Genomic DNA, 25,101 nt, shown 5'->3' on the forward strand with positions numbered 1-25,101 from the left:
GCAGGAGGCGATCATGGACGGAGGGCTCGGGACCAGCACTGTCGTCGTCCCGACCATCGGGCGACCATCCCTCGACGTGCTCCTCGACGCCCTGGCCACCGCGTCCGGGCCCCGCCCGGCCGAGCTGATCCTGGTCGACGACCGCCCGGCGGGCAGCCCGCTGCGGCCCGACCGCCCCGGACTGCCGCCCGTCCGCGTCGTCCGCACCGGCGGCGGAGGCCCGGCCCGCGCCCGCAACCTCGGCTGGCGCACCGCCCGCACGGAGTGGATCGCCTTCCTCGACGACGACGTCGTGCCCGATCCCGACTGGTACCAGCGGCTGGCCGAGGACCTCGCCCGCCTGCCCGCCGACGTCGCGGGCAGCCAGGGGCGGGTGCGCGTCCCGCTGCCCCCCGACCGCCGGCCCACCGACTGGGAGCGCGGCACCGCAGGGCTGGCCACCAGCAGCTGGATCACCGCCGACCTCGCCTACCGCCGGGCGGCGCTGTCGGCCGTCGGCGGGTTCGACGAGCGCTTCCCCCGCGCCTTCCGCGAGGACTCCGACCTCGCGCTGCGGGTCATGGACACCGGCGCCCGGCTGGTGCGCGGCCGACGGTGGATCACCCACCCGGTCCGGCCGGCCGACCGCTGGATCAGTGTCCGCGTGCAGGCGGGCAACGCCGACGACGTCCTCATGCGTCGGCTGCACGGGCCCGACTGGCGCACCCGCGCCGATGCCCCGCTGGGCCGCCGTCCGCAGCACACGGCGGTGACCGCCGCCGCGCTGGCCGCGGCCGGGCTCGCCGCCGGCGGCCGGCCGCGCGCCGCCGCGGTCGCGGCCGCCGCCTGGCTGGCCGGCACGGCGGAGTTCGCCTGGGCCCGGATCGCGCCCGGTCCCCGCACGAGGGCCGAGGTGGCCACGATGGCCGCCACCAGCGCACTCATCCCGCCCGTGGCCACCTGGCACTGGCTGCGCGGCGTCGTGCGCCACCGCCGGGTGGCGCGCTGGCGGGGGCTGCCCGACCTGGTGCTGTTCGACCGGGACGGCACCCTCGTCCACGACTTCCCCTACAACGGCGACCCCGACTGGGTGCGGCCGGTGGCCGGCGCGAAGGAGGCGCTGGACCGGTTGCGGGCCCGCGGCGTGCGGGTCGGCGTGGTCAGCAACCAGTCCGGGGTGGCGCGCGGGCTGATCACCCGGGAGCAGGTCGACGCCTGCATGGACCGGCTGGCCGAGCTGCTCGGTCCCTTCGACACCCTCCAGGTCTGCCCGCACGGGCCCGACGACGGGTGCAGCTGCCGCAAGCCGGCGCCCGGCATGGTCAAGGCCGCCTGCGCCCAGCTCGATGTCGAGCCGGCGCGGTGCGTGGTGATCGGTGACATCGGCGCCGACGTCGAGGCCGCCGAGGCAGCCGGCGCGGTTGGGATCATGGTGCCGACGCCGGTGACCCGCCGCGCCGAGGTGCAGGCCGCCGCCCGCCGGGCGCAGACCCTGACCGCCGCGGTCGACGACGTCCTGGCGGGGAGATGGTGACCGGCGCCGGCGGCCGCACGGTGCTGGTCGCCCGGCTGGACAACGCCGGGGACGTCCTGCTGCAGGGCCCGATGGTCCGCGCGATCGCCGCGGGCGCCGAGCGGGTGGTGTTCCTGGCCGGTCCGGCCGGCGCCGAGGCCGCCCGGCTGCTCCCCGGGGTGGACGACGTCTGGACCTGGCGCTGCCCCTGGATCCTCGGCGATCCGCCGCCCGTCGGCGCCGACGACCTCGCGGAGCTCACCGAGCGGGTCCGCGCCCTCGCGCCGGACGAGGCGGTGATCTCGACGTCCTTCCACCAGTCGCCGCTGCCGCTCGCCCTGCTGCTGCGCGCCGCCGGGGTGCCCCGCATCTCGGCGATCAGCGTGGACTATCCCGGCTCGCTGCTCGACGTCCGCCACCGGGTGGACGACGACCTCCCCGAGCCCCAGCGGGCGCTCTCCCTGGCCCGCGCGGCCGGGTTCGCGCTGCCCGCAGGCGACGGGGGCCGGCTGGCCGTGCGGCGGCCGTTGCCGGAGATCGCACACGAGCCGGGCTACGTGGTGCTGCACCCGGGGGCGTCGGTCCCGGCGCGCGCCTGGCCGCCGGACCGCTGCGCGGAGGCCGTGGAGGCGCTGGCCGCCGCCGGCCACCGCGTCCTCGTCACGGGAGGGCCGGGGGAGACGGCGCTCACCGCCGCCGTGGCCGGTTCCGCGGGCACCGACCTCGGCGGGGCCACGACGCTCGCCGAGATGGCCGCGCTGCTCGACGGCGCCGCCGCCGTGGTGGTCGGCAACACCGGCCCCGCGCACCTGGCCGCCGCGGTCGGGACGCCCGTGGTCTCGCTGTTCGCGCCGGTCGTCCCGGCCGTCCGCTGGGCGCCCTACGGCGTGCCCACGGTGCTGCTCGGCGACCAGTCCGCCGCTTGCCGCGACACCCGGGCGCGGGAGTGCCCCGTGCCCGGCCACCCCTGTCTGACCTCGGTGACGGCCGACGACGTGGTCGCGGCGGTGGAGAAGCTGGTGACCCGATGAACGTCCTGCTCTGGCACGTGCACGGCTCCTGGACGACGGCGTTCGTGCAGGGCCGCCACGACTACCTGCTGCCCGTGACGCCGGACCGCGACGCCGACGGGCTCGGGCGCGCCCGCACCTGGGACTGGCCGGCGTCGGCGCGGGAGGTGACCCCCGAGGCGCTGCGCGAGGAGCAGGTGGACGTCGTCGTCCTCCAGCGGCGGCGGGACCTGGAGCTGGTTCGGGAGTGGCTGGGCCGGGAGCCCGGCCGCGACCTGCCCGCGGTATTCCTCGAGCACAACGCGCCGGGCCTCGAGCCGGGCGACGGGCCGGTCCCGCACACCCGGCACCCGATGGCCGACCGCGACGACATCCCGATCGCCCACGTCACCCACTTCAACCGGCTCTTCTACGACAACGGGCGGGCCCCGACGACCGTCATCGAGCACGGCATCGTCGACCCGGGGGAGCGGTACACCGGCGAGCTGGCCCGCGCCGCCGTCGTCACCAACGAGCCGGTCCGCCGGGGACGCACGGTGGGCGCCGACCTGCTGCCCGGCCTGGCGGCGGCCGCGCCGGTCGACGTCTTCGGCATGGGGCTGTCCGGCCTGCACCAGCAGTACGGCCTGGACCCCGATCGCGTCGCGCTGCACGACGACCCGCCGCAGGCGGCCATGCACGCCGAGCTCGCCCGGCGCCGGGTCTACGTGCACCCGGTCCGCTGGACCTCCCTGGGCCTCTCGCTGCTCGAGGCCATGCACCTGGGCATGCCGGTGGTCGGGCTCGCCACCACGGAGGCCGTGGAGGCCGTGCCGGCGGAGGCGGGAATCCTCTCCACCCGGCCGGAGCGGCTGTGGGAGGCGGTCCGCGAGCTCCTGCACGACCAGGACGCCGCGCGCCTGGCCGGCAAGGCGGCCCGCGCCGCGGCCCTGGAGCGCTACGGCCTCGGCCGGTTCCTGCACGACTGGGACCGTCTCCTCGAGGAGGTCACCCGGTGACGACCGAGCACCCCTCGCGCCACCTCCGCCCTGCCCGCCGTCGTGAGGGAGTCCGATGAGGATCGACCTGGTCAGCGAGCACGCCAGCCCCCTCGCCGCGATCGGCGGCGTCGACGCCGGCGGCCAGAACGTGCACGTCGCGGCCCTGGCCGCGGGTCTCGCCCGGCGCGGGCACGAGGTCACCGTCCACACGCGGCGCGACGACGACGCGCTGCCCGAGCGGGTGCGAACGCAGGACGGTTACGACGTCGCGCACGTGCCCGCGGGACCGCCGCGGGAGCTGCCGAAGGACGAGCTGCTGCCGTACATGGCCGAGTTCGCCGCGGTCCTGCGCGACCGGTGGTCGATCGCTCCGCCCGACGTCGTGCACGCCCACTTCTGGATGAGCGGCCTGGCGGCGGTCGAGGCGGCCGCGGAGCTGCCCACTCCGGTCCTGCAGACCTTCCACGCGCTCGGGTCGGTCAAGCGCCGGCACCAGGGCGCGGCCGACCCGTCGCCGGCGGGGCGGATCGGCCTCGAGCGCGGGCTGTGCCGCGACGTCGACCACGTGGTCGCCACCTGCTCCGACGAGGTGTTCGAGCTGCGCCGGCTGGGTCTGCCCAGCGACCGCGCCACGGTCGTGCCGTGCGGGGTGGACACGTCGGTGTTCACGCCCCGGGGTCCCGTGGCCCCCCGCTCGGGGCGGCCCCGGCTGCTGGTGCTCGGCCGCCTCGTCGAGCGCAAGGGCCAGGACGACGCGGTGCGGGCGCTGCGCGCGGTCCCCGACGCCGAGCTCGTCGTCGTGGGCGGGCCGCCGGCCGAGGGGATCGACGCGGACCCGGAGGTGCGCCGGCTGCGGAGGATCGCCCAGGCCGAGGGGGTCGCCGACCGGGTGGTGTTCGCAGGCGCCGTGGCCCGGGCCGACGTGCCCGCCTGGGTGCGGTCGGCCGACGTCGTGCTCGCCGTCCCCTGGTACGAGCCGTTCGGCATCACCCCGCTGGAGGCCATGGCGTGCGGCCGGCCGGTCGTCGCCACCGCCGTGGGTGGTCTGGTCGACACGGTCGTCGGCGGCATCACCGGTGACCTGGTTCCGCCGCGCGACCCCGACCGGCTGGGGGAGACGCTCGCGGCGCTGCTCGCCGACGACGAGCGCCGGGCCGCCTACGGCGCCGCGGGCGTGCGCCGCGCCCGCGCCCGCTACCGGTGGAGCCGCGTGGTCGCCGACACCGAAGCCGTCTACCGACAGGTCCTCGCCAGCCGCCGTCCCGTGGAGGTCGCCCGATGAGCATCCCGCCGCACTCCTTCTTCGAGAACACGGCCGCCGGGGTCCCCTCGCCGGACACCTGCACGCACCTGACCGGCAGCGACCACGTCGCCTCACTCACCGCGGCGCTCGCATCGCTCAGCGAGCAGGTCGACGCGCTGGACCGCTGGGGTGGCCTGCTGGCCGACGTCCTGTGCGGGGAGTCGCGCGGCCGGCTGCTGGCCGCGGGCAACGGCGGCAGCGCCGCGCAGGCCCAGCACCTCACCGCCGAGCTGGTCGGGCGCTACCGGGCCGACCGGCCGCCGTTCTCCGCCATCTGCCTCACCGCGGAGACCTCGAGCCTCACCGCGATCGCCAACGACTACCCGGCCGACGAGCTGTTCGCCCGGCAGGTCGAGGCGCACGGTCGCGCCGGGGACGTGCTCGTGCTGCTGTCCACCTCCGGGCGCAGTCCTAACGCCGTCGCGGCCGCACGCCGGGCCCGGGAGTGCGGCATCACCGTGCTGGCCCTGACCGGGCCCGAGCCGAACCCGCTGGCCGCCGCCGCCGACGACGCCGTCTGCATCGACTCCCCGTGGACGGCCACCGTGCAGGAGTGCCACCTGGTGGCCCTGCACCTGGTGTGCGCGGCCTTCGACGCCGCCGTGCTCGCCGAGCCCGCGCGGGTGCCCTCCGGGCCGGTGCTGGGGACGGCGCGATGAGCCGGCGCCCCGATCGGGCACCCCTGGTGGTCGTCGGTGACGCGCTGCTCGACGTCGACCTGGTCGGGACCGCGTCGCGGCTGACCCCGGATGCGCCGGTGCCGGTCGTCGAGGACGTCGAGACCCGGGAGCGCCCGGGCGGTGCCGCGCTGGCGGCGGTGATCGCGGCCGCGGCGACGTCCCGCGAGGTGGTGCTCGTCGCGCCCGTCGACAGCGACGACGGCGCCGCCCGCCTGCGCGCCCTGCTCGACGGCCGCGTGCGGCTGCTGGGCATCCCCGCCACCGGGGGCACCGCGGTCAAGCAGCGGGTGCGGGTGGGCGACCACTCCGTCGTCCGGCTCGACAGCGGAGCGCCGGTCGCCGAGCTCGGGTCGCTGCCCGACGAGGCGGCCGCCGCCATCCGCGACGCCGCCGCCGTGCTGGTCGCCGACTACGGCCGGGGGACGACGTCGGCGCCGGACGTGCGCGCGGCGCTGGCCGCGGCCCGGGGCCCGGTCGTCTGGGACCCGCACCCGCGTGGCGCGGACCCGGTGTCGAACGCCCGCCTGGTCACTCCGAACGGCGCCGAGGCCGCCCGCGTGGCGACCGACGTGCCCGCCGACGGCTCCGGGCTCGCGGCCGTGGGTGCCCGCGCGGAGGCGCTGATCCGGCGCTGGGGCGTGGGCGCGGTCGCGGTCACCCTCGGCGCACGCGGGGCGCTGCTGTCCTACGGCGAGGGGGCGCCGATGGTCGTGCCGGCCGTGCCGGTCGCCGGGGGCGATCCGTGTGGCGCCGGCGACTCGTTCGCAGCGGCCGCGGCGCTCGCACTGGCCGACGGGGCGGTGACGGGCGAGGCCGTGACCGCGGCGGTGGCCGCCGCGTCGGCGTTCGTCGGGCGCGGCGGCGCGAGCGCATGGGACACCGACGTCCGGCCCGAGCCGGCCGTGGAGGGTGCGACCACGGTGGACGCGCTGTTGGCGCGGGTCCGTGCCGCCGGCGGCACGGTGGTCGCCACCGGTGGCTGCTTCGACCTGCTGCACCCCGGTCACGTCGCGACCCTGCGGGCGGCGCGCGGGCTCGGGGACTGCCTGATCGTCTGCATCAACTCCGACGACTCGGTGCGCCGGCTCAAGGGACCCTCCCGGCCGCTGGTCACCGCGACCGACCGCGCGCGGGTGCTGGAGGCGCTGGAGTTCGTGGACGCCGTCGTCGTCTTCGACGAGGACACCCCGGCGGAGGTGCTCGACCGGCTCCGGCCCGACGTGTGGGCCAAGGGCGGCGACTACGCCGGGGCCGACCTCCCGGAGGCCGCGGTGCTCCGGACCTGGGGCGGGCAGGCGGTGGTCCTGCCCTACCTCGACGGCCACTCGACGACGGCGCTGGTCGAGCGCTCCCGCGTGTGAAAGGACCACCTCGCCCCCCGCCACTCGCGAGCTCGCGGCGGGCCCCTGCGAGGCGGCCTGTGGCGGTGGTGCTGCGGCCGCTGGGGCTCGGTGACCTGCTGACCGGGGTCCCGGCGATCCGGGCCGTGCGGGCCGCGGTTCCGCGCCACCGGCTGGTGCTGGCGACGACGGCCGCCCTGGAACCACTGGCCCGGCTGATCGATGCCGTCGACGAGGTGCTCCCCGCGCGTGAGCTGGAGCCGCTGGACTGGCCGGGCCCGCCGCCGGAGCTGGCCGTCGACCTGCACGGCAAGGGGCCGGCCTCCCACGTGATCGTCGCCGAGCTGCAGCCCGACCGGTTGCTGACCTTCGACAGCCCGGGCTATCCGGGGCCCACCTGGTACCCCGACGAGCACGAGGTGCGGCGCTGGTGCCGCCTGGTGTCCGAGGGGCTGGGCGTCGAGGCCGACCCCGACGCCCTCGACCTGGCCGTCCCGGCCGTCACTCCGCCCGTCTCCGGCGCGGCGGTGGTGCACCCGGGCGCGGCGTATCCGGGTCGCCGCTGGCCGCCGGAGCGGTTCGCCGCCGTCGCCCGGCACCTCGCGGCCCAGGGGCACGACGTGCGGATCACCGGCGGCCCGGCCGAGGTGGCGCTGGCGTGCTCGGTGGCGGAGCTGGCCGGGCTGGGGGAGGAGGCCGTCCTCGCCGGCCGGACGTCGTCGCTCGAGCTGGCCGCCGTGGTGGCCGCCGCGCGGGTGGTGGTCAGCGGGGACACCGGCGTGGCCCATCTCGCGACCGCCTACCGCCGCCCCTCGATCGTGCTCTTCGGGCCGGTGTCGCCCGCGCTGTGGGGACCACCGATCCGGCACGAGCGGGGCGGGCGGCTGCACGTCGTTCTCTGGCACGGGGACGGCACGGGCGACCCGTGGGGGACCGAGCTCGATCCGGCCCTGGCACTGGTGACCGTCGAGGAGGTCGTCGTCGCCCTGGACGCCCTGCTCGAGCGCGTCTGACCTCCCTCGTCCCTGACCTTGGCTCGCCGGGGTGCTCCCCCGGCGCTCCTTCGTTCCGGGAGCCCCCTCCGGGGGCTCAGGGGCACCCGTTCCCCGGAAGCTCTGCCTCTGCCCACACGAGTGGGCAGAGGCAGAGCGTCCGCGACGGACTATCCGCGCTGGCGGAGGGCGTCGAACAGGACGGTCTGCAGGTCGGCGGGATCGACCGCGGAGTACGCGGCACCGGCGGTGGCCTCGGCGATCTGCCGGAGTGCCCCGAGGTCGGCGTCCGGGCCGAGCGCCACGCCGATCACCTTGACCGGCCGCTCCGGGTTCGCCTCGGCCCGCAGCGTGCTCAGCAGCTCGTCGAGGCCGATGCCGGTGCCGTCGTCCTCGTTGGTGCCGTCGGTGAGCACGAGGACGCTGTTGACCGCGGTCGGGTCGTACTCCTCGCGGGCCGCGCGGACGGCGGCCAGCGTGGTGTCGTACAGGCCCGTGCCGCCGGGGGTGAGCCGGTCGGGGATGCTGTCGAGCTGCTCGTCGAGGAGGTCCCGCTGCGGGCGACCCCCGACGTCGGCGTCGAGCTCGCGGATCGGCACGAGCTCGGCCCAGTCCTGCCCGCCGTCGAGCTGGTAGGCGAACACCCACAGGCCCAGTGCGAAGTCGCCCGGCACGAGGGACAGGGTGGCCTTGGCCGCGTCCCGGGCCAGGGTGGCGCGGGTGCCGCCGCCGACCGGCGCCTCCATGGACGTCGACACGTCGAACACCGCGAGGATGCGCGAGGGCGCGGCCAGGCTGGTCAGCCGCGCGAGGAGCGCCTGCACCTCCGCCGGGTCCAGCTCCAGGGGCTCCGGGGCCTCCGCACGGATCCCCGTGCCCTCATCCGTCGCGCGGGGTGCTGCGCCGTCGGGACCGCGGAAGCCCGCGGCCGAGGCGGCGGTCCGTGCGGCCTCCGAGGTGAGTGCCCGCACCGTCGCCTCGACGGCCGCGGCCCGCTCCCCGGATGCCGAGCCGACGCGCACGACCGGGTAGTCCAGCGACGGGCTGCCCTCGGCCGGGTACACGGCGACCAGGGCGGACTCCTCCGCGTCCTGGTTGGCGGCGTACACCTCCTGCTCGCTCACCGGGACCAGCGGTGCGTCCGCTCCACCCGCGCGCCCCGCGGCCAGCGCGTCCGCGACCGACACCGCCGGTCCGCGCTCGGCGGCCAGGACGGCCTGGACGACGGCGTTGTCGGCCTCCGCCCCGCCGCCGAGCGCGGTCCGGACGGCGCCGAGTGCGGCCAGCCCTTCGGCGCTGGTGGCCAGGTCGGGCACCGCGAGCGGCTGCGCCCCCGCCAGGGCCTGTCCCCATCCGGGCGCCGTCTCTTCCCAGCCCAAGGACTCCACCACGTCGCGGCTGGTGGCCAGCACGACCGGCGAGGAGGCCAGCGACCCCACGGATTCCAGGGGCGCGTCCGCCGCCCGGGCCACCCACAGGGAGGAGTCCGGCACCCAGACGTCGGGCAGGGCGCCGGCCTCGAGGGCGGCCAGGTCACCGACGGTCTGCAGTGGCTCTTGCGTGCTCACCTCCGCCACGGCGCAGACACCGCCGTCCAGCTCGACCGGCGCGGCCAGCAGCTCCTCGGCCAGCTCCCCGAGCTCCGGCGCGACGGTCACCGCCACCTGCTGGCGGGTGTCGCACCCGCCGCCCGAGGCGGTCAGCCACCAGGCCACCCCGCCGGCCGCCAGCAGGAGGACCACGCCGACGGCGAGGAGGGGGAGGAGCGCGGGACGGCGGGGGGCGGTGGTATCGGCGTGACGGCCCATGCTCGCTCTCTGTGGTCGACTGGAGGACAGCGCGGCCCCCCGAGCCCGCCACTCCCGAGCCTAGTTGCCCACGCCCGCGGGTCCCGGACACAGGCCGGTCACCGGTCCCCGGTCACAGCCCAGGGGTCACCCCGCCTGCAGGGCGGCCCCCGTCCGCTGCGCGGCGAACCACGCGACCGTGCGGCGCAGGCCCTCCTCGGAGGTCACCGTGGGCCGCCAGCCGAGGAGCTGCTCGGCCCGGGTCGTGTCGGGGCGCCTGACCTTCGGGTCGTCCACGGGCAGGTCGATGAACTCGACGGATGAGTCCGAGCCCGTGAGCTCGGCGATCCACTGCGCGAGCCGCAGCATCGACAGCTCGTCGGGGTTGCCGATGTTGACCGGTCCGGCGTGGGACGAGAACGCCATGGCGAGGACACCTCGGACGGTGTCGTCGACGTAGCAGATCGAGCGGGTCTGCGAGCCGTCGCCCGCGACGGTCAGGGGCCGTCCGTCGAGGGCCTGGCCGACGAACGCGGGGATGGCCCGGCCGTCGTCGGCGCGCATCCGGGGCCCGTAGGTGTTGAAGATGCGCACGATGCCGGTGTCGGTGCCCTTCGACGTCCGGTAGGCCGTGGTCAGGGCCTCGCTGAAGCGCTTGGCCTCGTCGTAGACGCCCCGCGGACCGACCGGGTTGACGTTGCCCCAGTACTCCTCGTGCTGCGGGTGCACGAGGGGGTCGCCGTACACCTCGGAGGTGGACGCGAGGACGTAGCGGGCGCCCTTGTCGTGGGCGAGTCCCAGCGTGTGCAGGGTTCCGAGGCTGCCGACCTTGAGTGTCTCGATCGGCATCTTCAGGTAGTCGAGCGGGCTGGCGGGAGAGGCGAAGTGGAGCACCAGGTCGACGGGTCCGGGGACGTGCACGTAGTCGGTCACGTCGCAGCGCAGGAGCCGGAAACCCGGGTGGTCCATCAGGTGGAGCACGTTCTCCGGGGAGCCGGTGAGGAAGTTGTCCAGGCACACGACCTCGACGTCGCGCTCGAGCAGTTGTTCGCAGAGGTGGGAGCCCAGGAAGCCCGCGCCGCCGGTCACCACCGCCCGCCGGATCGTGCGGACCTCGCGCACCGGTCGGGTTCCCTGCGTCATCGTCCGCTCCTCCTCCGCGCGCCACTTCCGCTGCGGCCCTACCCGGGCCCCGGGGGCGCACACGTCGCCGGCCGTACGAGTTGATCATCGGTCGTGCCAGCGGAATCGGCAGCCCGGATGCGGAAAGGCGACGGGCCGCCGGCCTCCCGAAGGAGACCGGCGGCCCGCCGGACCGCCCCGTCCAGAGGCTCACCCCGGACCTACGAGGGGTGAGGAGGACGGGGCCCTCGTTCACCCGTCGTACGGCTCCTCGTCCGGGATGCCGTTGTCGGGCGGCGTGGCCGCCTCGCCGTCGAACTCCTCGATCTCGGCGTCGCCGATGTCGGTCACCCGGACCGGCTGGACCTCCTCGGAGCCGTTGCCGACGATGCGCTCGATGGACATGCCGCTGGTGCCCATGTGGCTGTCCTCGGAGTAGCGGTACGGCGCGAACACCGGGCCCTCCCACTCGGCACCGACGGCCTCGATGGCCTCCACGATGCCGTCGCGGGTCGGGTTCTGGCCGGCGGCCTGCAAGGCCTGGACCGTGGTGTACGCCTGGGCCATGCCGTAGACCCGGTAGTTGGTCAGCTCACCTTCCTGGCCGGACTCGTCCCAGATCCGCTGGAACAGCTGGATCCACGGGTTGTCCGTCTGGTCCACCGTCGGCAGGTAGCCGGTGGTCAGTGCGCCGTCGAGCAGGCTGGCGTCGCTGACCGCACCCTGCGAGAAGCGGGCCAGCAGCGAGCCGACCAGCGTCGGGTCCGAACCCACGTTCGAGTAGAACCACTGCTCGGGCTGGTAGCCCAGCTGCAGGGCGGTCAGCTGCGACAGGGCGGTGTAGCTGGGCACGTTGAAGCCGACGACGAAGTCGGCCCCGGCGGCCTGCAGCTCGGAGATCTGCGGGGCGACGTTGGTGTTGCCCGGCGTGTAGCGCACCGCCGCGACGATCTGGTCGTCGAGGTACTGGCGGATGCCGGACTCGCCGTCCTCACCGAAGTCGTCGTCCTGCAGGAAGAGACCGACCTTGGCGTCCGGGAACTCCTCGGCGATGTACTCGCCGATGATCTTCCCCTCGCTCTGGTAGTCGGTCTGCCAGCCGAAGGTGTAGGGGTTGGTCTCCGGGTCCTCACCCCACAGCAGCGAGCCGGAGGACACGAACAGGTCGGGCACGCCCTCGCTGTTCAGGAAGTCCAGGACGGCGCTGTGCGTGGGGGTGCCCAGGCCGCCGACGATGGCGAAGACCTCGTCCTCCAGAACCAGCTGGTTGACGACCTGCGTGGTGTTGGTCGGGTTGTAGGCGTCGTCGCGGTAGATGTACTCGATCTGCCGGTCGTAGACCCCACCGTTCTTGTTGACGTAGTCGAAGTACGCCTGGACGCCGGTCGGGATCTCGCTGTAGCCGGGCGCGGCCACGCCGGTCAGGGGGTAGTGGGCGCCGAGCGTGATGGTGTCCTCGGTGACACCGATGTCGGAGGCCTCGTTGGCGCCGGCGCCGCCACCACCACCGCCGCCACCGTCGTCATCGTTGCCGCCGCCACCACAGGCGGCGACGGTGGAGACGACGGTGGCTGCGGCCAGGAAGGACACGAGACGTCGGGAGGATCTGGACAACAGTTCTCCTCTGGTGCGGCCCGGGCTTCGGTGCCCGGGAGTCTGATGAGGGCGGGGGAGTGGGACTCGCCGGATCGGTCGGGTCCTCACCCCCCGCTGGCGGCGCGGGCGGCCGCCGCACGCTGTTTGGCCCGGTAGGTCAGCCAGCGCAGGCGGATGGTGCCGACGAAGCCCGCCGGAGCGAAGATCATCGCCACGATCAGGACGACGCCGTAGACGAAGGGCGCCAGCTGGGCCGCCTCGGTGTTGTTCAGCCCGAGGTCGACGCCCAGGTCGGTGACGAACGGCGGCAGGAAGACCAGCAGCGCCGAGCCGAGGAGCGCGCCCAGGAGGCTGCCCAGCCCGCCGAGGACGATCGCGGTGAGCAGCGCCAGCGAGAGCACCAGGGTGAAGCCGCTGGGCGCCGCGAGCCGGATGACGAGCGCCAGCACCCCTCCGGCGAGCCCCGCGGCGGCCGCGCTCACGGTGAAGGCCAGGACCCGCCAGGCGCCCAGGTTGATGCCGGCCAGCTCGGCGGCGACGTCCTGGTCGCGGACCGCCCGCCAGGTGCGGCCGATCCGGCTGCGCACCAGGTTGGCCAGCAGGAAGTAGGTGATGATCAGGCAGATCGCGCCGACGTAGGCCAGCCACTTGGTGCCGGTCGCGGGATTGCCCGACACCCAGTCGATGAAGTCCTTGAACACGTCCGGCGGCTGCGGGGCCCGCACGCGCAGGCCCTGCTCGCCACCGAGGGTGTCGTGGTAGTAGATCGCCAGCCCGGGGAGGCCCACGGCCAGTGCCAGGGTCGCGCCGGCCAGGTAGGGCCCGTGCAGGCGGGCCGCGGCGACGCCGACCACGGCGCCGACGACGGTCGCCGTCAGCACCGAGACGAGCAGGATCACCGCGAGCGGCGGCGGGTCGTCGGCCTGGAGGAACAGGGCCGTCGTGTACGCGCCGACCGCCATCAGTGCACCGTGGCCGAGGGAGATCTGGCCGTTGAGTCCGGTGAGGACCGTGAGGCCGCCGGCGGCGATCGCGTAGTAGCTCAGCTGGGCCAGCTGCGAATTCGTGAACGGGTCGGTGATCTCGAGCAGCACCACGGCGCCGACGACGGCGAGGAGCACGAGCACCAGGTGGCGCAGCAGCGTCGACTTCGGCAGGAACGACCGTCCGCCCACGGCCTGCGCCGACGGGGCGTCGGCGGCCGCGGTGGCCTGGACGGGCGCCTCTTCGGTGGCCGCGCCGGCGGCGGGCGTGGAGGTCTGCGGCTCGCTCATCGTCATGCCCTCCGGGCCACGCTGCTGCTGAACAGGCCGCCCGGCCGGACCAGGAGGACGACCATGAGGATGACGAGGGCGGCGACGTTGACCAGCGCGCTGCCCCGCGGGAGGTAGCCGCTCACGTAGCTGAGCGCGAGGCCCAGCAGCAGCCCGCCGACGATGGCGCCGACCGGGGAGTCCAGCCCGCCGAGCACCGCGGCGACGAACCCGAACACGATCAGGCTGTCCATGTACGCCGGGTAGACGAACTCACCACCGGCGATGAGCAGCCCCGACAGCGACCCGACGACGGCCGCCAGGGCCCAGCCGAGGGTCAGCATCCGGCCCACCCGGACGCCGAGCAGCCGGGCGACCTCCTGGCCGAAGGCCGAGGCGCGCATCGCCAGGCCCACCCGGGTGAAGCGGAAGAGCGCGACGAGCAGCGCCATCGTGATCAGCACCGAGCCGATGATGTAGAGGCTCGTGGGCGTGAGCGCGATCGTCGTGCCCCCGACCTCGAAGCCGCGGACGCCGAACGGCGTCGGGAACGACTGGAACGCCGAGCCGAAGACGATCGCGATCAGCGCCTGGATCGCGACGAACAGACCCAGGGTCACGATGACCGCGTTGAGCTCGGGCCCGCCCTCGACCGGCCGGACGATGACCCGCTCCACGACCGCGCCGAGCACGAAGCCGCTGATCAGGGCGACGACCAGGGCCACCCAGTAGGACTGGCCGTTGTCGATCAGGGACAGGGCGATGAACGCCGTGGCCGCGGCCATCGCGCCCTGGGCGAAGTTCACGATCCGGGTGGACCGCCAGATCAGCACCAGGGCCAGGGCGAAGGCGGCGTAGATCATGCCCTCCACCAACCCTGACAGGGTGATGTTCACGAACTGCTGCACGAAGTGTGCCTCCTGGACCGGGGTGAACGGGCGGGTCAGAAGCCGAGGTAGGCGTGCCGGAGGCCTTCGTCGGCCATCAACGTGCGGGCCTGGTCAGTGACGACCACCTTCCCGAGGTTGAGGACGACGCCGACGTCGGCCACCGACAGGGCGCTGCGGGCGTTCTGCTCGACGAGCAGCACCGACAGGCCCTCGCGGTCGACCAGCTGGCGCAGCAACCCGAAGATCTGCGCGACGATCCGCGGGGCCAGGCCCAGCGACGGCTCGTCGAGCAGCAGGATCCGCGGCTGGGCCAGCAGCGCGCGGCCGATGACCAGCATCTGCCGCTCACCGCCGGAGAGCGTGTGGGCCGGGTTGTTCCTGCGCTCGGCGATCCGCGGGAAGATGTCGTAGACCCGGTCGAACTCCTCCTTGCCGACCTTGCCGCGGAACAGCGACCCGACGCGCAGGTTCTCGTCGACGGTCAGCTCGGCGATGACGCCGCGGCCCTCCGGGACGTGCGCCATGCCCTTGCTGACCATGGCCTCGACCGGTGCGCGGGTGATGTCCTCGCCGCCGAGCAGCACCGTGCCGGACACCGGCCGCACCAGCCCGCTGATCGTCCGCAGCAGGGTCGTCTTGCCCGCCCCGTTGGCCCCCAGGACGGCGGTGATCCGGCCCGCCTCGGCGCTGAGCGTGACGCCGTCCAGCGCCCGGACCGGGCCGTAGGCGGAGGTGAGGTCGCGCACCTCCAGGAGTGCGGTCCCCGGTGCGGTTCCGGTGCCCGATCCCGCGGACACCGCGGTGCTGCCGTGCGGCTCAGGCATGGGTTCCTCCGTCGGTGCGGGCGAGCTCGGCCGCGTCGGCCTCCACGTCGACGGCGTCCCCGAGGTAGGCCTCCGTGACCAAGGGGTCGGCCTGGACCTCGGCCGGGGTGCCGGCCGCGATCTGCTCCCCGGAGTCCAGGACGGTGATCCGGTCGCAGACCCGCATGACGAGGTCCATGTGGTGCTCGACGAGCAGCACGCTCATCCGTGCGGACAGGGACCGGATGAGCTCGCCGAGCTCGTGCATCTCGTCCTCGGACAGGCCACTGGCCGGCTCGTCGAGGAGGAGCAGGTCGGGGTCGGCGACCAGCGCGCGGGCGAGGGCGACCCGCTTCTGCACCGGGTAGGGGAGGCTGCCCGGGTAGCGGTCGGCGTAGCCCTCGGCGTCGAGCTCGGCCAGCGCCGCGTGGGCGCGCTCGCGCAGGAGCCGGTCGTCCTTGTCGGCGGTGGGGAGCGCGAGCAGGGCCGAGACGAACCCGGCCTTCGCGTGCCGGTGCGCGCCCACCATGACGTTCTCGAGGACGGTCAGCCCGGCGAACAGGCCCACGCCCTGGAGCGTGCGGGAGATGCCCAGCTTGCTGAGCTGGCTGGGACGCAGCCGGCGCAGCTCCCGGCCGCGCCAGGTGATCCGGCCGGCCGAGGGGCGCACGAGACCGCACGCGACGTTGAACAGGGTCGTCTTCCCCGCGCCGTTGGGACCGATGAGCCCGTGCACCTGCCCGGGCTCCACGGTGAGCGAGACGTCGCTGAGCGCCGAGACGCCACCGAAGGCGACGCTGATCCCGCTCATCTCGAGCCGTGCGGTGGGCGTTCTGTCCTGCGGTGGCCTGCTGCCGGAGTGCCGAGGCGGCTGCGCCAAGGGGCCCACTGCTCCTCTTCGTCGGGGAGGGTCGTCGGCCGACCGGGTGGCGGGTCGGCGACGATTGGGTCACGGGTACGTCCTGATGAGCCTGCCGCTCGGTGTCGGTCGTCACAATGGGCTGTCCGCACAGTCATGGCACAGACGTGTTGTGCTGTGTGCAGTGCGTCACGAGGAGGTGATGGAGTGCAAGGGTTCCGGCCCGAGGTCGCGGCCCGGCTGGCCCAGCTGGCTCCGTTCCTCCTCGATGAGCTCGACGCCATGACCGACCGGATGATCGAGGTCCTCCTCCGCACCGAGCCCGCCTACCGCGATCTCGCCACGCACGGCGAGGACGACCTGCGGGCCAGCACGCGCACCAACCTCGAGCGCGGGATGCAGGTCCTGATCGGGGCCGCGTCCGGTAACGCCCGCACCTCACTGCGCGACGCACGCGACGTCGGCCGCCGGCGCGCGGCCCAGGCGGTGCCGCTGGAGGCGGTGCTGCGCGCCTACCGCCTGGGTGGGCAGGTGACGTGGGAGGCGCTGCTCGAGGTCTCCCGCCGCAGCAACCAGCACGACACCCTGCTGCTCGAGGTCGCCGGGTCGGTGTGGCGGACCAACGACGCGGAGTGCGCCGCGGTGGCCGAGGGGTACCGGGAGGAACAGCGGCGCCTGGCGGGGGTGGACGACACGGCCCGGCAGCAGGTGCTCGACGGCCTGGTGGAGGGACGCGGCGGCGACCCGGCGTTCGTGCGGACGGCGTCAGAGCTCCTCGCCGTGCCGCTCGAGGGCCGGCTGGTCGCCGTCGTGGCCCTGCCCGGCAACGAGGGCGGCCCGGCGCTGCACGCACCGACCGCCGCGCTCCTCAAGCGCGGCGTCCGATCGGTGTGGGGTACGCGGAACGGTGCCCAGGTCGGCATCGTGGCCCTCGGCGCCCTGACCGGATGCGACGTCATGGCCTGGCTGCGCGCGGTGGCGTCGGGGCCGGTCGGGGTCTCCGCGGTGGTCGAGGGCGCCGCCGCCGCCGGCTCGGCCTACCGGCTGGCCGAGACGGCCGCCCGCACCCTCCCGGCGGGCAGCACGCGCGTCGTCACCATCGACGAGCGCCTGCCGGAGGCGCTGCTGAGCAACTCACCGGAGATCAGCTCGCGACTGGTGGGACTGTCGCTCGGCGGGCTGCTGCAGCTGCCTGTCGAGGAGCGGGAGGTGCTGCTGGACACGCTCGCCGCCTTCCTCGCGTCGGACGGCTCACCCACCCGGGCGGCCGACGAGCTCTACTGCCACCGCAACACCGTCATGCACCGGCTGCGGCGGATCGAGACGGTGACCGGCCGCAAGGTCACGGATCCCCGGGCCAGGCTGCTCTGGCAGCTGGCGCTGCTGGGCACCGAGCACGCCCGGCCCGCCCAGCGATCGGCCTGAGAGGGCCCCGTCCCGCTCAGTGCTCGCAGGCTCGCGGTGAGCCTCCGGACGGGGCCACCCGGAAGGGAGCCACCCTCCGCCGGGTCGTCACTGGAGGTAGTTCTCCACGGTCGACTCGGGCCGCACCTCGGCCTCGTCGGGGTTCTCGTCGTACTGCCGCTTCGCGCGCCGCTGCCGCAGCAGGTCCCAGCACTGGTCGAGGTCGGCCTCGATCTGGCTCATCCGGGCGCGCTGGTCCTCGGTGTGCTCCGTGCCCTCCCGGAGCTTGTGCTCCTCGTCGACGAGGGCGTGGATGCGGCTGAGGATGTCGGTCTCGTCCATGCCGACACCCTGCCCGCCGGGGCCGGGCCGAAACAGATCACTCCACCGTGGCCGGCACCCAGCCCTCGACGAAGGCGGCCAGCCGGCGCGTGACCGCACCACCGGCCCGGCCGAGGGCGAGCAGGGCGGCCCGCTCCAGCGGCACGCGCACGGTCCGCCGTCCCTGCGCCCGGGTGGCCACCGCGTGGCCCTCGGTGACGAGGTCGGCCCAGGGGCGCCCCAGCTGCTCCTGCACCCGGGCGAGCGCGGCCGCCGTGGGCCCGGCGTTGCCCTGGACCATCGCGGAGACGAAGGCGGGATCGCTGCCGATCACCCGGGTCGCGTCGCGGAAGCTCCCCGCCGCGAGCGCCAGGGCGAGCGGACCCGCCTGCCCGGCGGTCACGGCCAGCGCGGCGGCGAGCAGGTGCGGGACGTGGCTGACGGCGGCGACCGCGTCGTCGTGCTCGGCGGCGGTGACGGGCACGACCTCCGCGCCCGCCGCCATCGCCAGCTCCGCCACCCGCAGCCACCGCGGCAGCTCGGTGTCCGGTTCGAGGCAGAGGGCCCACCGGGCGCCGGAGAAGAGACCAGGGTCGACGGCCGTGTGCCCCGAGCGCTCGGTGCCGCACATCGGGTGCCCGCCGACGAGGCGCCCGCCGAAGAGGCGGCCGAGGTCTTCCATCACTGGACGCTTGACCGAGCCGAGGTCGGTGACCGTGGCGTCGGGGGCGACCGCCAGGTCGTCGAGCGCCGTGGTCATGGCCGGCAGGGGGACGGCCAGGACGACCACCCCGGACAATTCCCGGGTGATCCGCACACCCCGCGCCGCGGCCGCGTCGCGGGCGGCGGGGTCGACGTCCCAGCCGGCGACCGGACGGCCGGCGGCGACGAAGGCGGCGGCCAGCGAGCCACCGAGCTGACCGAGGCCCACGACACCGACCGGGGGCGAAGGCATCGCCGGGACGGGGAAGGTGGGGGCCGCGACGGCACCGTCGTCTGCTGCATCGGCCATGATCAGAGGTTATGACCCCCCGGTCGTTCCTCCTCACACCGGAACTGGCGGACTACGTGCGCGCCGCCTCCGAGCCCCCCGACGAGGTGGCGGCGGCGCTGCTGGCCGAGACCGCCGCGCTCGCCGAGCGCGGCGAGGCCCCGGCCACGTTCCAGATCGCCCCGGAGCAGGGGGCCTTCATGCAGCTGCTGACCCGCGCCGTGGGCGCCCGGCGCGCGATCGAGATCGGCACCTTCACCGGGTTCTCCGCGCTGTGCATCGCCCGGGGCCTGCCCGACGACGGGACCCTGCTGTGCCTAGACCGCAGCGAGGAGTGGACGGCGGTGGCCCGCCGGTACTGGGAGCGGGCCGGGCTGGCGGACCGGATCGAGCTGCGCATCGGCGACGCGCTGCCGGCGCTGCGGGCGCTGCCCGCGGTCGAGACCTTCGACCTGGCGTTCGTCGACGCGGACAAGACCGGCTACCCCGCCTACGTCGAGGAGCTGTACGCCCGGATGACACCCGACGGCCTGGTGCTGCTGGACAACACGCTCCGCTCGGGGCGGGTGCTCGAGCCGCAGTCCGACGACGACCGCGCGCTGGTCGCGCTCAACAGCGCCCTCGCGTCCGACCCCCGCTGGGAGACGGTGCTGCTGCCGCTCGCCGACGGGCTGACCGTCCTGCGCAAGCGATGAGCGCGCCCGACGCCGCGCGCACCAGCTACGCCGTCCGGGTGAGCCGGCCGGGGGACGGCTGGCGGGTGGAGCTGCTCGCCGACGACGCCGGCGACGAGCTGCCGGTGCTCGAGCGCGCGCTCGGGGAGCCGGGTGCCGACGGCTGGCCTCCGCCGTTCGTGCTGGTCCTGGACTCCCGGCTGTACTTCGTGGTCCTGCGGCACGGACCCGGTGGGATGGTCCGGGCCCTGATCTCCGACGCCACCATGCTCGAATGGGTGCTCGCCGCCGAGGTGGTCGAGCGCTACGGCATCGGGGTGGACACCGACGGAGCCTTCGACGACGACGAGTCGGGCTGGCCGGGCGGCGATCTGGACGTGTTCGCCGACGACGGGCTGCCGGCCGCGGAGCTGCGGCCGATCGTGACCGCCGACGACCTCTGGGCCGACGAGATGGTGGAGCGCATCGCCCAGCGCCTCGGATTCGCCGACGAGCTGGCGGCGGCGGTGGCCCCATGACCGTGTCGGCGGTGGTCTTCGACCTCGGCGGGGTCCTGACCGAGAGCCCGATGACGGCGTTCGCCGCCTACGAGGAGGAGGCGGGGCTGCCGCCGGGCCTGATCCGCCGGCTGAACTCCACCGATCCCGACACCAACGCCTGGGCGCGGTTCGAACGCAACGAGCTCGACGTCGCCGGGTTCTCCGCCGCCTTCGAGGCGGAGGCGCTGTCGGCCGGGCACCGCGTCGAGGCCGCCCGGGTGCTGGCCGCCCTGCGCGGGGAGCTGCGGCCCTCCATGGTCGCGGCGGTCCGCCGGCTGCGCGCGGCCGGATTCCCGCTGGGACTGCTCTCGAACAACGTGGCCCCGATGGAGCGGACCGGTGCGCTGGGGGAGCTCCTGGACCTCTTCGACGCGATCGTCGAGTCCTCCGTGGAGGGAGTCCGCAAGCCGGAGCCGGAGATCTACCGGCGCGCGCTGACCCGGCTGTCGGAGGCCGTGGGCCGGCCGATCGCCGCCACGGACTGCGCCTACCTCGACGATCTGGGCATCAACCTCAAGCCCGCCCGGGCACTCGGCTTCTCGACGATCAAGGTGGTGGAACCCGCCGCCGCCCTGGCCGAATTGTCGGAGCTGGTCGGCTTCCCCCTCGACGGGACGGCATGACGCCGACCGCCGGGATGTGGGCTCGCGGAGGCTCTGCCTCTGCCCATCAGGGTGGGCAGAGGCAGAGCCTCCGGAGACCGTCGTGGTGATCCTCGACGTCGATGCGGCGATGGGCCGGGCGCTGCAACTGGCCGCGGCGGCGCAGGAGTGGGGCGACACGCCGATCGGCGCGGTCGTCCTGGGGCCGGACGGCGCGCTGCTCGCCGAGGCGGCCAACGAGCGGGAGAGGCGCGGTGACCCGACGGCGCACGCCGAGGTCCTGGCACTGCGGGCGGCGGCCCGGGTGCACGGGGACGGCTGGCGGCTCACCGGGACGACCCTGGTGGTGACCCTGGAGCCGTGCACCATGTGCGCCGGGGCCAGCGTGCTCGCCCGGGTGGCGCGGGTGGTGTACGGCGCCGACGACCCGAAGGCGGGGGCCGCGGGCTCGCTGTGGGACGTCGTCCGCGACCGGCGCCTCAACCACCGGCCGGAGGTGAGCGGGGGCGTGCGGGCCGAGGAGTCCGCCGCGCTGCTACGCGCGTTCTTCCGCTCCCACCGGGGCCTGTAGTCTCTTCGGCGGTGGCGTGTCCGAGCGGCCGAAGGAGCACGCCTCGAAAGCGTGTGAGGGCAACCCCCTCCGTGGGTTCAAATCCCACCGCCACCGCAGGAGGAACGGCGGCGTCCGCCCGGGTCCGGGACCCGGCGGACGCCGCCGTTCGTCGTCCCGGCCGGTCAGCGGCGGGAGGAGATGACGCCCTGGTTCTCGTCGCCGTCGAGCAGCAGCTCGCCGTCCCCGGACACGACGTACGTGACCAGGTGACGCTCCGTCTGCCGGGTGCCGTCGGGCCACCGGTACTCGAGGTCGACGACGGCGGAGGTGGAGCCGTCCTCGGCCTGGACGTTGCTGGCGTCCACGCGCTCGAAGTCGTCCCAGAAACCCGCGAAGCTCGCGTAGGGGAACCGGCTCTGGAACTCGGGACTGGTCCGCTCGTACGCCCCCTCCAGATCCCGTGGGATCCGCCGGAAGAACTCCTGCACGGCCTGGTTCACGTCCTGTGCGCTCACCGAGTCGCCCTCGGGGGTGGCCTCGGCCCCCGCCCCGCCGCTCTCCCCCTCCTCGGCGGCGGTGGGGCTGTCGGCCTCCTGGGTGAGGCTGGGTTCCGGTTGGGTGGACGGCGGGGGCTCGGACGACGCCGCCGGCGAGTCCTGTGCCGTGGAGCCGTTGCCGTCGTCGCCCATCGGGTCGAGGAGGAGGAACGCGATCAGCCCGGCCAGCAGCGTGGCCGCGAGCCCCGCGGCGAGCCAGGCGGCGCGTCCCCGCCGTCGGCCGAGCTCCCTCGGTGACGCGTCCGGCGCGGATCCCGCGGGCGGGGGGCCGGCCGGCCCGACGGCCGTCGCCGACACGGGTGCCGGGATGTGGGTGCGGGTGGGAGGGGCGGGCACCGGGGCCACCGGGGTGGAGCGTCCGTGGGGCAGGGCGGCGGTCCGCTCGCGGCCCGGCGCCGAGGACCTGAGGTCGGTCCGGGCGAGCAGCACGGTGGTCGTGTCACCGTCACGCCCGGCCGCGAGCTTGGCGAGCTCGTCGCGGACCTCCGGCATCGTCGGCCGGTCGGCGGGATCGGCGGCCAGCATCCCCAGCAGCGGCTCGGTGAGGGAGCCGGCGCGTCGGGGCGGGACGATATGCCCGCTGGCCACCCGGTGGAGCATGGCGAGGGCGTTGTCCTCCATGCCGAACGGCGGCGCACCCTCGATGCAGGTGTAGAGCGTCGCCCCCAGCGAGAAGACGTCGCTCGCCTCGGTCATCTCGCGGCCCTGGGCCACCTCGGGGGCGAGGAAGGCCGGGGTGCCGGTGATCTGCCCGGTCTGCGTGAGGGTGACGTCGCCGCTCGCGTGCGAGATGCCGAAGTCGGTGATCTTCACCAGCCCCTCGACCCGGCCGCCCTCACCGATGAGGATGTTGGCCGGTTTCACGTCGCGGTGCACGATGCCGGCCGCGTGCGTCGCCGCCAGCGCGTCGGCCACCTGGGCGCCGATCTGCGCCACCTGGTCGACCCGCAGCACGCCGTCCTCGGCCAGGACCGTCGCCAGGCTGCGCGACGGCAGGTACTCCATGACCAGCCACGGCTGCCCGTTCTCCAGCGCCACGTCGTAGACCGAGATCGCGTGCGGATGGCTCAGCCGCGCCGCGATCCGGCCCTCCCGCAGCGCGCGCTGACGCTGCTGATCGGCGTCGGCCGCGCTGATGCCCGGCGGGGTCAGCACCTGCTTGAGGGCCACCTGCCGCCCGAGCAGCTCGTCGCGGGCCAGCCAGACGGTGCCCATCCCGCCGCCGCCCAGCTGCGACTGCAGGCGGTAGCGCCCCGCCACCAGGCGGCCGGGCGTGGTCACGGGTCGGGTCATGGGAGAGGAGGCGCCGAAGGCTCGTGGGAGACCTGGCTCAGACGGTGGAGGGCACCCCGAAACGGCGCGCGTACTCCTCCTGCGCGCCGGCCGGGAGCGCGTCGTAGAGGTCGCCGAGCTGGGCGTGCACCTCGGGGGAGAGGTCGTCGAAGATCCGTCTCCACGTCGGGGGCTCGTCGTAGCTGCGGGTCAGGAGCAGCTCCCAGGCGTGCGACTGGCGGTCCCGCTTCCCGCGCTCGGCCAGGAACTCGGAGAGGTAGGAGTCCTTGGCCGCGGCCTTCTCGGCGGCGGTCGCACCCGGAGGCAGGTCCGCGGGGTCCCCGCCCTTGAGGACGCCGACGATGGCCTCGACCACTTCCTGCCGCACCTCGCCCGACTCGCTCATGTCCTGCCTCCTCTCTCCTCGCCCCGCCCGCACATGGCGTCGTCCCGGGGCCTTCCCCGGTGGCCCGGTGATCAACCCCCTGCCGTGCAGGATGCCGCACGACGGGCGCTCCGGCGCGCGGAGCGCGCCCCGGCGGGCGCGCGACGGACCGGTGAGCCACCGCAGCGCCGGTCTCCCGGCGGCGCCCGGTAGCATCGCCGGTGCACTGGAGGATTCGCCTAGTGGCCTATGGCGCTCGCTTGGAAAGCGGGTTGGGGGCAACCCCTCGGGAGTTCGAATCTCCCATCCTCCGCAGGTAGAGCCCCGCGACGGCGGCGAGCACGAGCAGTCCCCCGGCCAGCGCGCCGGGGGACAGCCGTTCGCCGAGGAACGCGGTGGCCAGTCCCGTCGCGGTGAGCGGCTCGAGGAGCGTCACGATCGAGGCCACCGCGCCGGGGACGGTCCGCAGCCCGCGGAAGAAGAGCACGTAGGCCAGCGCGCTCGGCACTGTGCCCAGGTAGAGCAGCACGCCCAGGGTGACGGGGTCGGCGGTGAGGTCCAGGCCGGCGACGAGGGCGACCGGCGTCAGGAGCAGCGCACCGCCGGCGAACCCGGCGAGGGTCACCGGCGTTCCGGCCGGCACCCCGGACCCGGCCAGGGTCACGACGGCGTAGCCGAGCGCGGAACCGACCGCGAGCAGCGCGCCGAGGACCACCGCCGTCCCGGCGTCCGCACCCGCGGAGATGCCCACGAGCAGGACCAGACCCACGAGTGCGGCGGCGAGGGCGACAAGGGTGGCCGGGTCGGGCCGGCCGTGTCCCAGCACAGCGGCCCCGACGGCGATGAGCAGCGGCGCCAGGCCGAGGGCGACCAGCGTGGCGATGCTCACCCCGGCCGTCGCGACCGCGGCGAAGTACGCCAGCTGGTAGGCCGCCAGGCCGGCGGCGACGAGCACCAGCCGGACGGTGATCGCGCGGGTCAGCGCGGTCGTCGGGCCGGTACCCCGGCGGCGGGCGACGCCGAAGCCGATCAGCAGCACGACGGCGCCGATCGCCATGCGGTGCCAGGCGATGTCGAGCGGGCCGAGCGCGGAGCGGTCGGCCACGAGCCGACCGCTCACACCCGCGGTGCCCCAGCACAGCGCGGCCAGGACGACCAGCAGGAAGCCGTGATGGGACGGGGCGGAATGAGCGGGGGTGGACGCGGCCGCGGAGGCCGGGGCGGGGTGAGCGGGGGAGGGCGAGGCGGAGGACATGACGCTCCTGGATCTGGTCCGGGTGGGGGGACACGGATCCGGAGCACGGCGCGACGGCGCTGCAGGCACCGGCCTGCAGGAGACGGTGAGGCGGTGCTCCGGGTCAGGAGCGGGGCGGGGGGAGTGGAAGGACCCCGTCCTCCTCACCCCACGCAGGCTCGGGGCGAGCCTCGGGACGGGGCCTGGGCGTCATGGGCCGGAAGGGTAGTGGGAGCCGCGCACGTGCCGCTGCCCCTTTCCTCTACAGTGGACGCCAGACCCCTCGTGTGGCGTCATCCTGTGAACCTCCCCAGGGCCGGAAGGCAGCAAGGATAAGCGGGCTCTGGCGGGTGCGCGGGGGGTCCCTCTATGTGATCTGTCGTCCTCCGGACGACACCGCGGCCAGGTGCCGTTCCCCTGTTGTGTGGAGCCCTTCCGCGCCGTCCCGCCGGGACCCTCCGG

General features: G+C 75.0%; 23 protein-coding genes, 2 tRNA genes, 1 other RNA gene and 1 pseudogene. 15 read left to right on the plus strand and 12 right to left on the minus strand.

The genetic code is table 11. The annotated features are described in order from the left end of the window. The first annotated feature begins 13 nt into the window (after positions 1–13). From ACFSHS_RS08180 to ACFSHS_RS08210, 7 genes are read left to right on the plus strand one after another with little or no spacing between them, the layout of a single operon-like run. Complete coding sequence (locus ACFSHS_RS08180) at positions 14–1,513, plus strand: HAD-IIIA family hydrolase (RefSeq protein WP_376873952.1); 1,500 nt, start codon at positions 14–16, stop codon at positions 1,511–1,513. After that, complete coding sequence (locus ACFSHS_RS08185; protein ID WP_376873954.1) at positions 1,510–2,523, plus strand: glycosyltransferase family 9 protein; 1,014 nt, start codon at positions 1,510–1,512, stop codon at positions 2,521–2,523. The genes ACFSHS_RS08180 and ACFSHS_RS08185 overlap by 4 nt, the downstream gene beginning before the upstream one ends. Beyond that, a complete protein-coding gene (locus ACFSHS_RS08190; RefSeq protein WP_376873956.1) occupies positions 2,520–3,500 on the plus strand; it encodes a glycosyltransferase in 981 nt (326 codons plus the stop codon). The genes ACFSHS_RS08185 and ACFSHS_RS08190 overlap by 4 nt, the downstream gene beginning before the upstream one ends. Positions 3,501–3,555: 55 nt before the next feature. After that, the gene (locus ACFSHS_RS08195; protein ID WP_376873958.1) at positions 3,556–4,764 is read left to right on the plus strand and encodes a glycosyltransferase; all 1,209 of its coding nucleotides are present in this window, start codon (positions 3,556–3,558) and stop codon (positions 4,762–4,764) included. Continuing rightward, positions 4,761–5,444: a D-sedoheptulose-7-phosphate isomerase gene (locus ACFSHS_RS08200; protein ID WP_376873960.1), complete on the plus strand. Its 684-nt coding sequence runs from the start codon at positions 4,761–4,763 to the stop codon at positions 5,442–5,444. The genes ACFSHS_RS08195 and ACFSHS_RS08200 overlap by 4 nt, the downstream gene beginning before the upstream one ends. After that, complete coding sequence (gene rfaE2, locus ACFSHS_RS08205) at positions 5,441–6,826, plus strand: D-glycero-beta-D-manno-heptose 1-phosphate adenylyltransferase (protein ID WP_376873962.1); 1,386 nt, start codon at positions 5,441–5,443, stop codon at positions 6,824–6,826. The genes ACFSHS_RS08200 and rfaE2 overlap by 4 nt, the downstream gene beginning before the upstream one ends. Before the next feature lie 59 nt (positions 6,827–6,885). Then, complete coding sequence (locus tag ACFSHS_RS08210; protein WP_376873964.1) at positions 6,886–7,818, plus strand: glycosyltransferase family 9 protein; 933 nt, start codon at positions 6,886–6,888, stop codon at positions 7,816–7,818. Positions 7,819–7,967: 149 nt separating this feature from the next. Here ACFSHS_RS08210 and ACFSHS_RS08215 read toward each other — a convergent pair whose 3' ends face one another. The 7 genes from ACFSHS_RS08215 to ACFSHS_RS08245 form a co-directional block, all read right to left on the minus strand. Beyond that, on the minus strand, positions 7,968–9,605 hold the full coding sequence (locus ACFSHS_RS08215) for a substrate-binding domain-containing protein (protein ID WP_376873966.1): 1,638 nt from the start codon (positions 9,603–9,605) through the stop codon (positions 7,968–7,970). Positions 9,606–9,731: 126 nt separating this feature from the next. Further along, positions 9,732–10,727, minus strand: a complete 996-nt coding sequence (locus tag ACFSHS_RS08220; RefSeq protein ID WP_376873968.1) for a UDP-glucuronic acid decarboxylase family protein — start codon at positions 10,725–10,727, stop codon at positions 9,732–9,734. A gap of 231 nt (positions 10,728–10,958) precedes the next feature. After that, on the minus strand, positions 10,959–12,320 hold the full coding sequence (locus ACFSHS_RS08225) for an ABC transporter substrate-binding protein (protein WP_376873970.1): 1,362 nt from the start codon (positions 12,318–12,320) through the stop codon (positions 10,959–10,961). Positions 12,321–12,406: 86 nt separating this feature from the next. Beyond that, the gene (locus ACFSHS_RS08230; protein ID WP_376873972.1) at positions 12,407–13,576 is read right to left on the minus strand and encodes a branched-chain amino acid ABC transporter permease; all 1,170 of its coding nucleotides are present in this window, start codon (positions 13,574–13,576) and stop codon (positions 12,407–12,409) included. Positions 13,577–13,578: 2 nt separating this feature from the next. After that, positions 13,579–14,463 (minus strand): branched-chain amino acid ABC transporter permease, encoded by an 885-nt coding sequence (locus ACFSHS_RS08235; RefSeq protein ID WP_376873974.1) that lies wholly within the window; start codon positions 14,461–14,463, stop codon positions 13,579–13,581. 35 nt (positions 14,464–14,498) lie between these two features. Then, on the minus strand, positions 14,499–15,269 hold the full coding sequence (locus ACFSHS_RS08240) for an ABC transporter ATP-binding protein (RefSeq protein ID WP_376873976.1): 771 nt from the start codon (positions 15,267–15,269) through the stop codon (positions 14,499–14,501). After that, a complete protein-coding gene (locus tag ACFSHS_RS08245) occupies positions 15,262–16,059 on the minus strand; it encodes an ABC transporter ATP-binding protein (RefSeq protein ID WP_376873978.1) in 798 nt (265 codons plus the stop codon). The genes ACFSHS_RS08240 and ACFSHS_RS08245 overlap by 8 nt, the downstream gene beginning before the upstream one ends. A gap of 255 nt (positions 16,060–16,314) precedes the next feature. On the opposite strand from ACFSHS_RS08245, the gene ACFSHS_RS08250 reads away from it, so the two are divergent. Next, positions 16,315–17,532: a PucR family transcriptional regulator gene (locus ACFSHS_RS08250; protein WP_376873980.1), complete on the plus strand. Its 1,218-nt coding sequence runs from the start codon at positions 16,315–16,317 to the stop codon at positions 17,530–17,532. Positions 17,533–17,619: 87 nt separating this feature from the next. Here ACFSHS_RS08250 and ACFSHS_RS08255 read toward each other — a convergent pair whose 3' ends face one another. Together ACFSHS_RS08255 and ACFSHS_RS08260 are read right to left on the minus strand one after the other, a co-directional pair. Next, complete coding sequence (locus tag ACFSHS_RS08255) at positions 17,620–17,853, minus strand: DUF2630 family protein (RefSeq protein ID WP_376873982.1); 234 nt, start codon at positions 17,851–17,853, stop codon at positions 17,620–17,622. Between the two features lie 37 nt (positions 17,854–17,890). Next, a complete protein-coding gene (locus ACFSHS_RS08260) occupies positions 17,891–18,844 on the minus strand; it encodes a prephenate dehydrogenase (protein ID WP_376873984.1) in 954 nt (317 codons plus the stop codon). Between the two features lie 11 nt (positions 18,845–18,855). Here ACFSHS_RS08260 and ACFSHS_RS08265 point away from each other — a divergent pair, with 11 nt between their 5' ends. The 5 genes from ACFSHS_RS08265 to ACFSHS_RS08285 all read left to right on the plus strand — a co-directional run bounded on the left by ACFSHS_RS08265 (position 18,856) and on the right by ACFSHS_RS08285 (position 21,305). Then, complete coding sequence (locus ACFSHS_RS08265; protein ID WP_376873986.1) at positions 18,856–19,518, plus strand: O-methyltransferase; 663 nt, start codon at positions 18,856–18,858, stop codon at positions 19,516–19,518. Next, entirely contained in the window at positions 19,515–20,015 is a 501-nt protein-coding gene (locus ACFSHS_RS08270; protein ID WP_376873988.1) for a tRNA adenosine deaminase-associated protein, read from the plus strand. Before ACFSHS_RS08265 ends, ACFSHS_RS08270 begins: the two co-directional genes overlap by 4 nt. Then, positions 20,012–20,659: an HAD-IA family hydrolase gene (locus tag ACFSHS_RS08275; RefSeq protein ID WP_376873990.1), complete on the plus strand. Its 648-nt coding sequence runs from the start codon at positions 20,012–20,014 to the stop codon at positions 20,657–20,659. Before ACFSHS_RS08270 ends, ACFSHS_RS08275 begins: the two co-directional genes overlap by 4 nt. Before the next feature lie 82 nt (positions 20,660–20,741). Beyond that, positions 20,742–21,209 carry a nucleoside deaminase gene (locus ACFSHS_RS08280; RefSeq protein ID WP_458199597.1) on the plus strand — a complete coding sequence of 156 codons (468 nt, stop codon included), beginning with the start codon at positions 20,742–20,744 and terminating at the stop codon, positions 21,207–21,209. A 10-nt stretch (positions 21,210–21,219) separates the two neighbouring features. Beyond that, positions 21,220–21,305, plus strand: a tRNA-Ser gene (locus ACFSHS_RS08285). A gap of 68 nt (positions 21,306–21,373) precedes the next feature. On the opposite strand, the gene ACFSHS_RS08290 is transcribed toward ACFSHS_RS08285, so the two are convergent. After that, positions 21,374–23,029 carry a serine/threonine-protein kinase gene (locus ACFSHS_RS08290; RefSeq protein WP_376873992.1) on the minus strand — a complete coding sequence of 552 codons (1,656 nt, stop codon included), beginning with the start codon at positions 23,027–23,029 and terminating at the stop codon, positions 21,374–21,376. Positions 23,030–23,078: 49 nt separating this feature from the next. Then, a complete protein-coding gene (locus tag ACFSHS_RS08295) occupies positions 23,079–23,426 on the minus strand; it encodes a hypothetical protein (RefSeq protein ID WP_376873994.1) in 348 nt (115 codons plus the stop codon). Between the two features lie 207 nt (positions 23,427–23,633). On the opposite strand from ACFSHS_RS08295, the gene ACFSHS_RS08300 reads away from it, so the two are divergent. Then, positions 23,634–23,718 (plus strand) — tRNA-Ser (locus ACFSHS_RS08300). A gap of 15 nt (positions 23,719–23,733) precedes the next feature. On the opposite strand, the pseudogene ACFSHS_RS08305 reads toward ACFSHS_RS08300, so the two are convergent. Continuing rightward, positions 23,734–24,660 (minus strand): annotated as a pseudogene (locus ACFSHS_RS08305) (DMT family transporter); the annotation flags it as partial. Positions 24,661–24,913: 253 nt separating this feature from the next. Between ACFSHS_RS08305 and ffs the strand changes: the two are divergent. Then, positions 24,914–25,009, plus strand: an RNA gene (gene ffs, locus ACFSHS_RS08310) — signal recognition particle sRNA small type. Positions 25,010–25,101: the final 92 nt, after the last annotated feature.

The organism is Blastococcus deserti (assembly GCF_042682525.1).
Taxonomy (GTDB): Bacteria; Actinomycetota; Actinomycetes; order Mycobacteriales; family Geodermatophilaceae; genus Blastococcus_B; species Blastococcus_B deserti.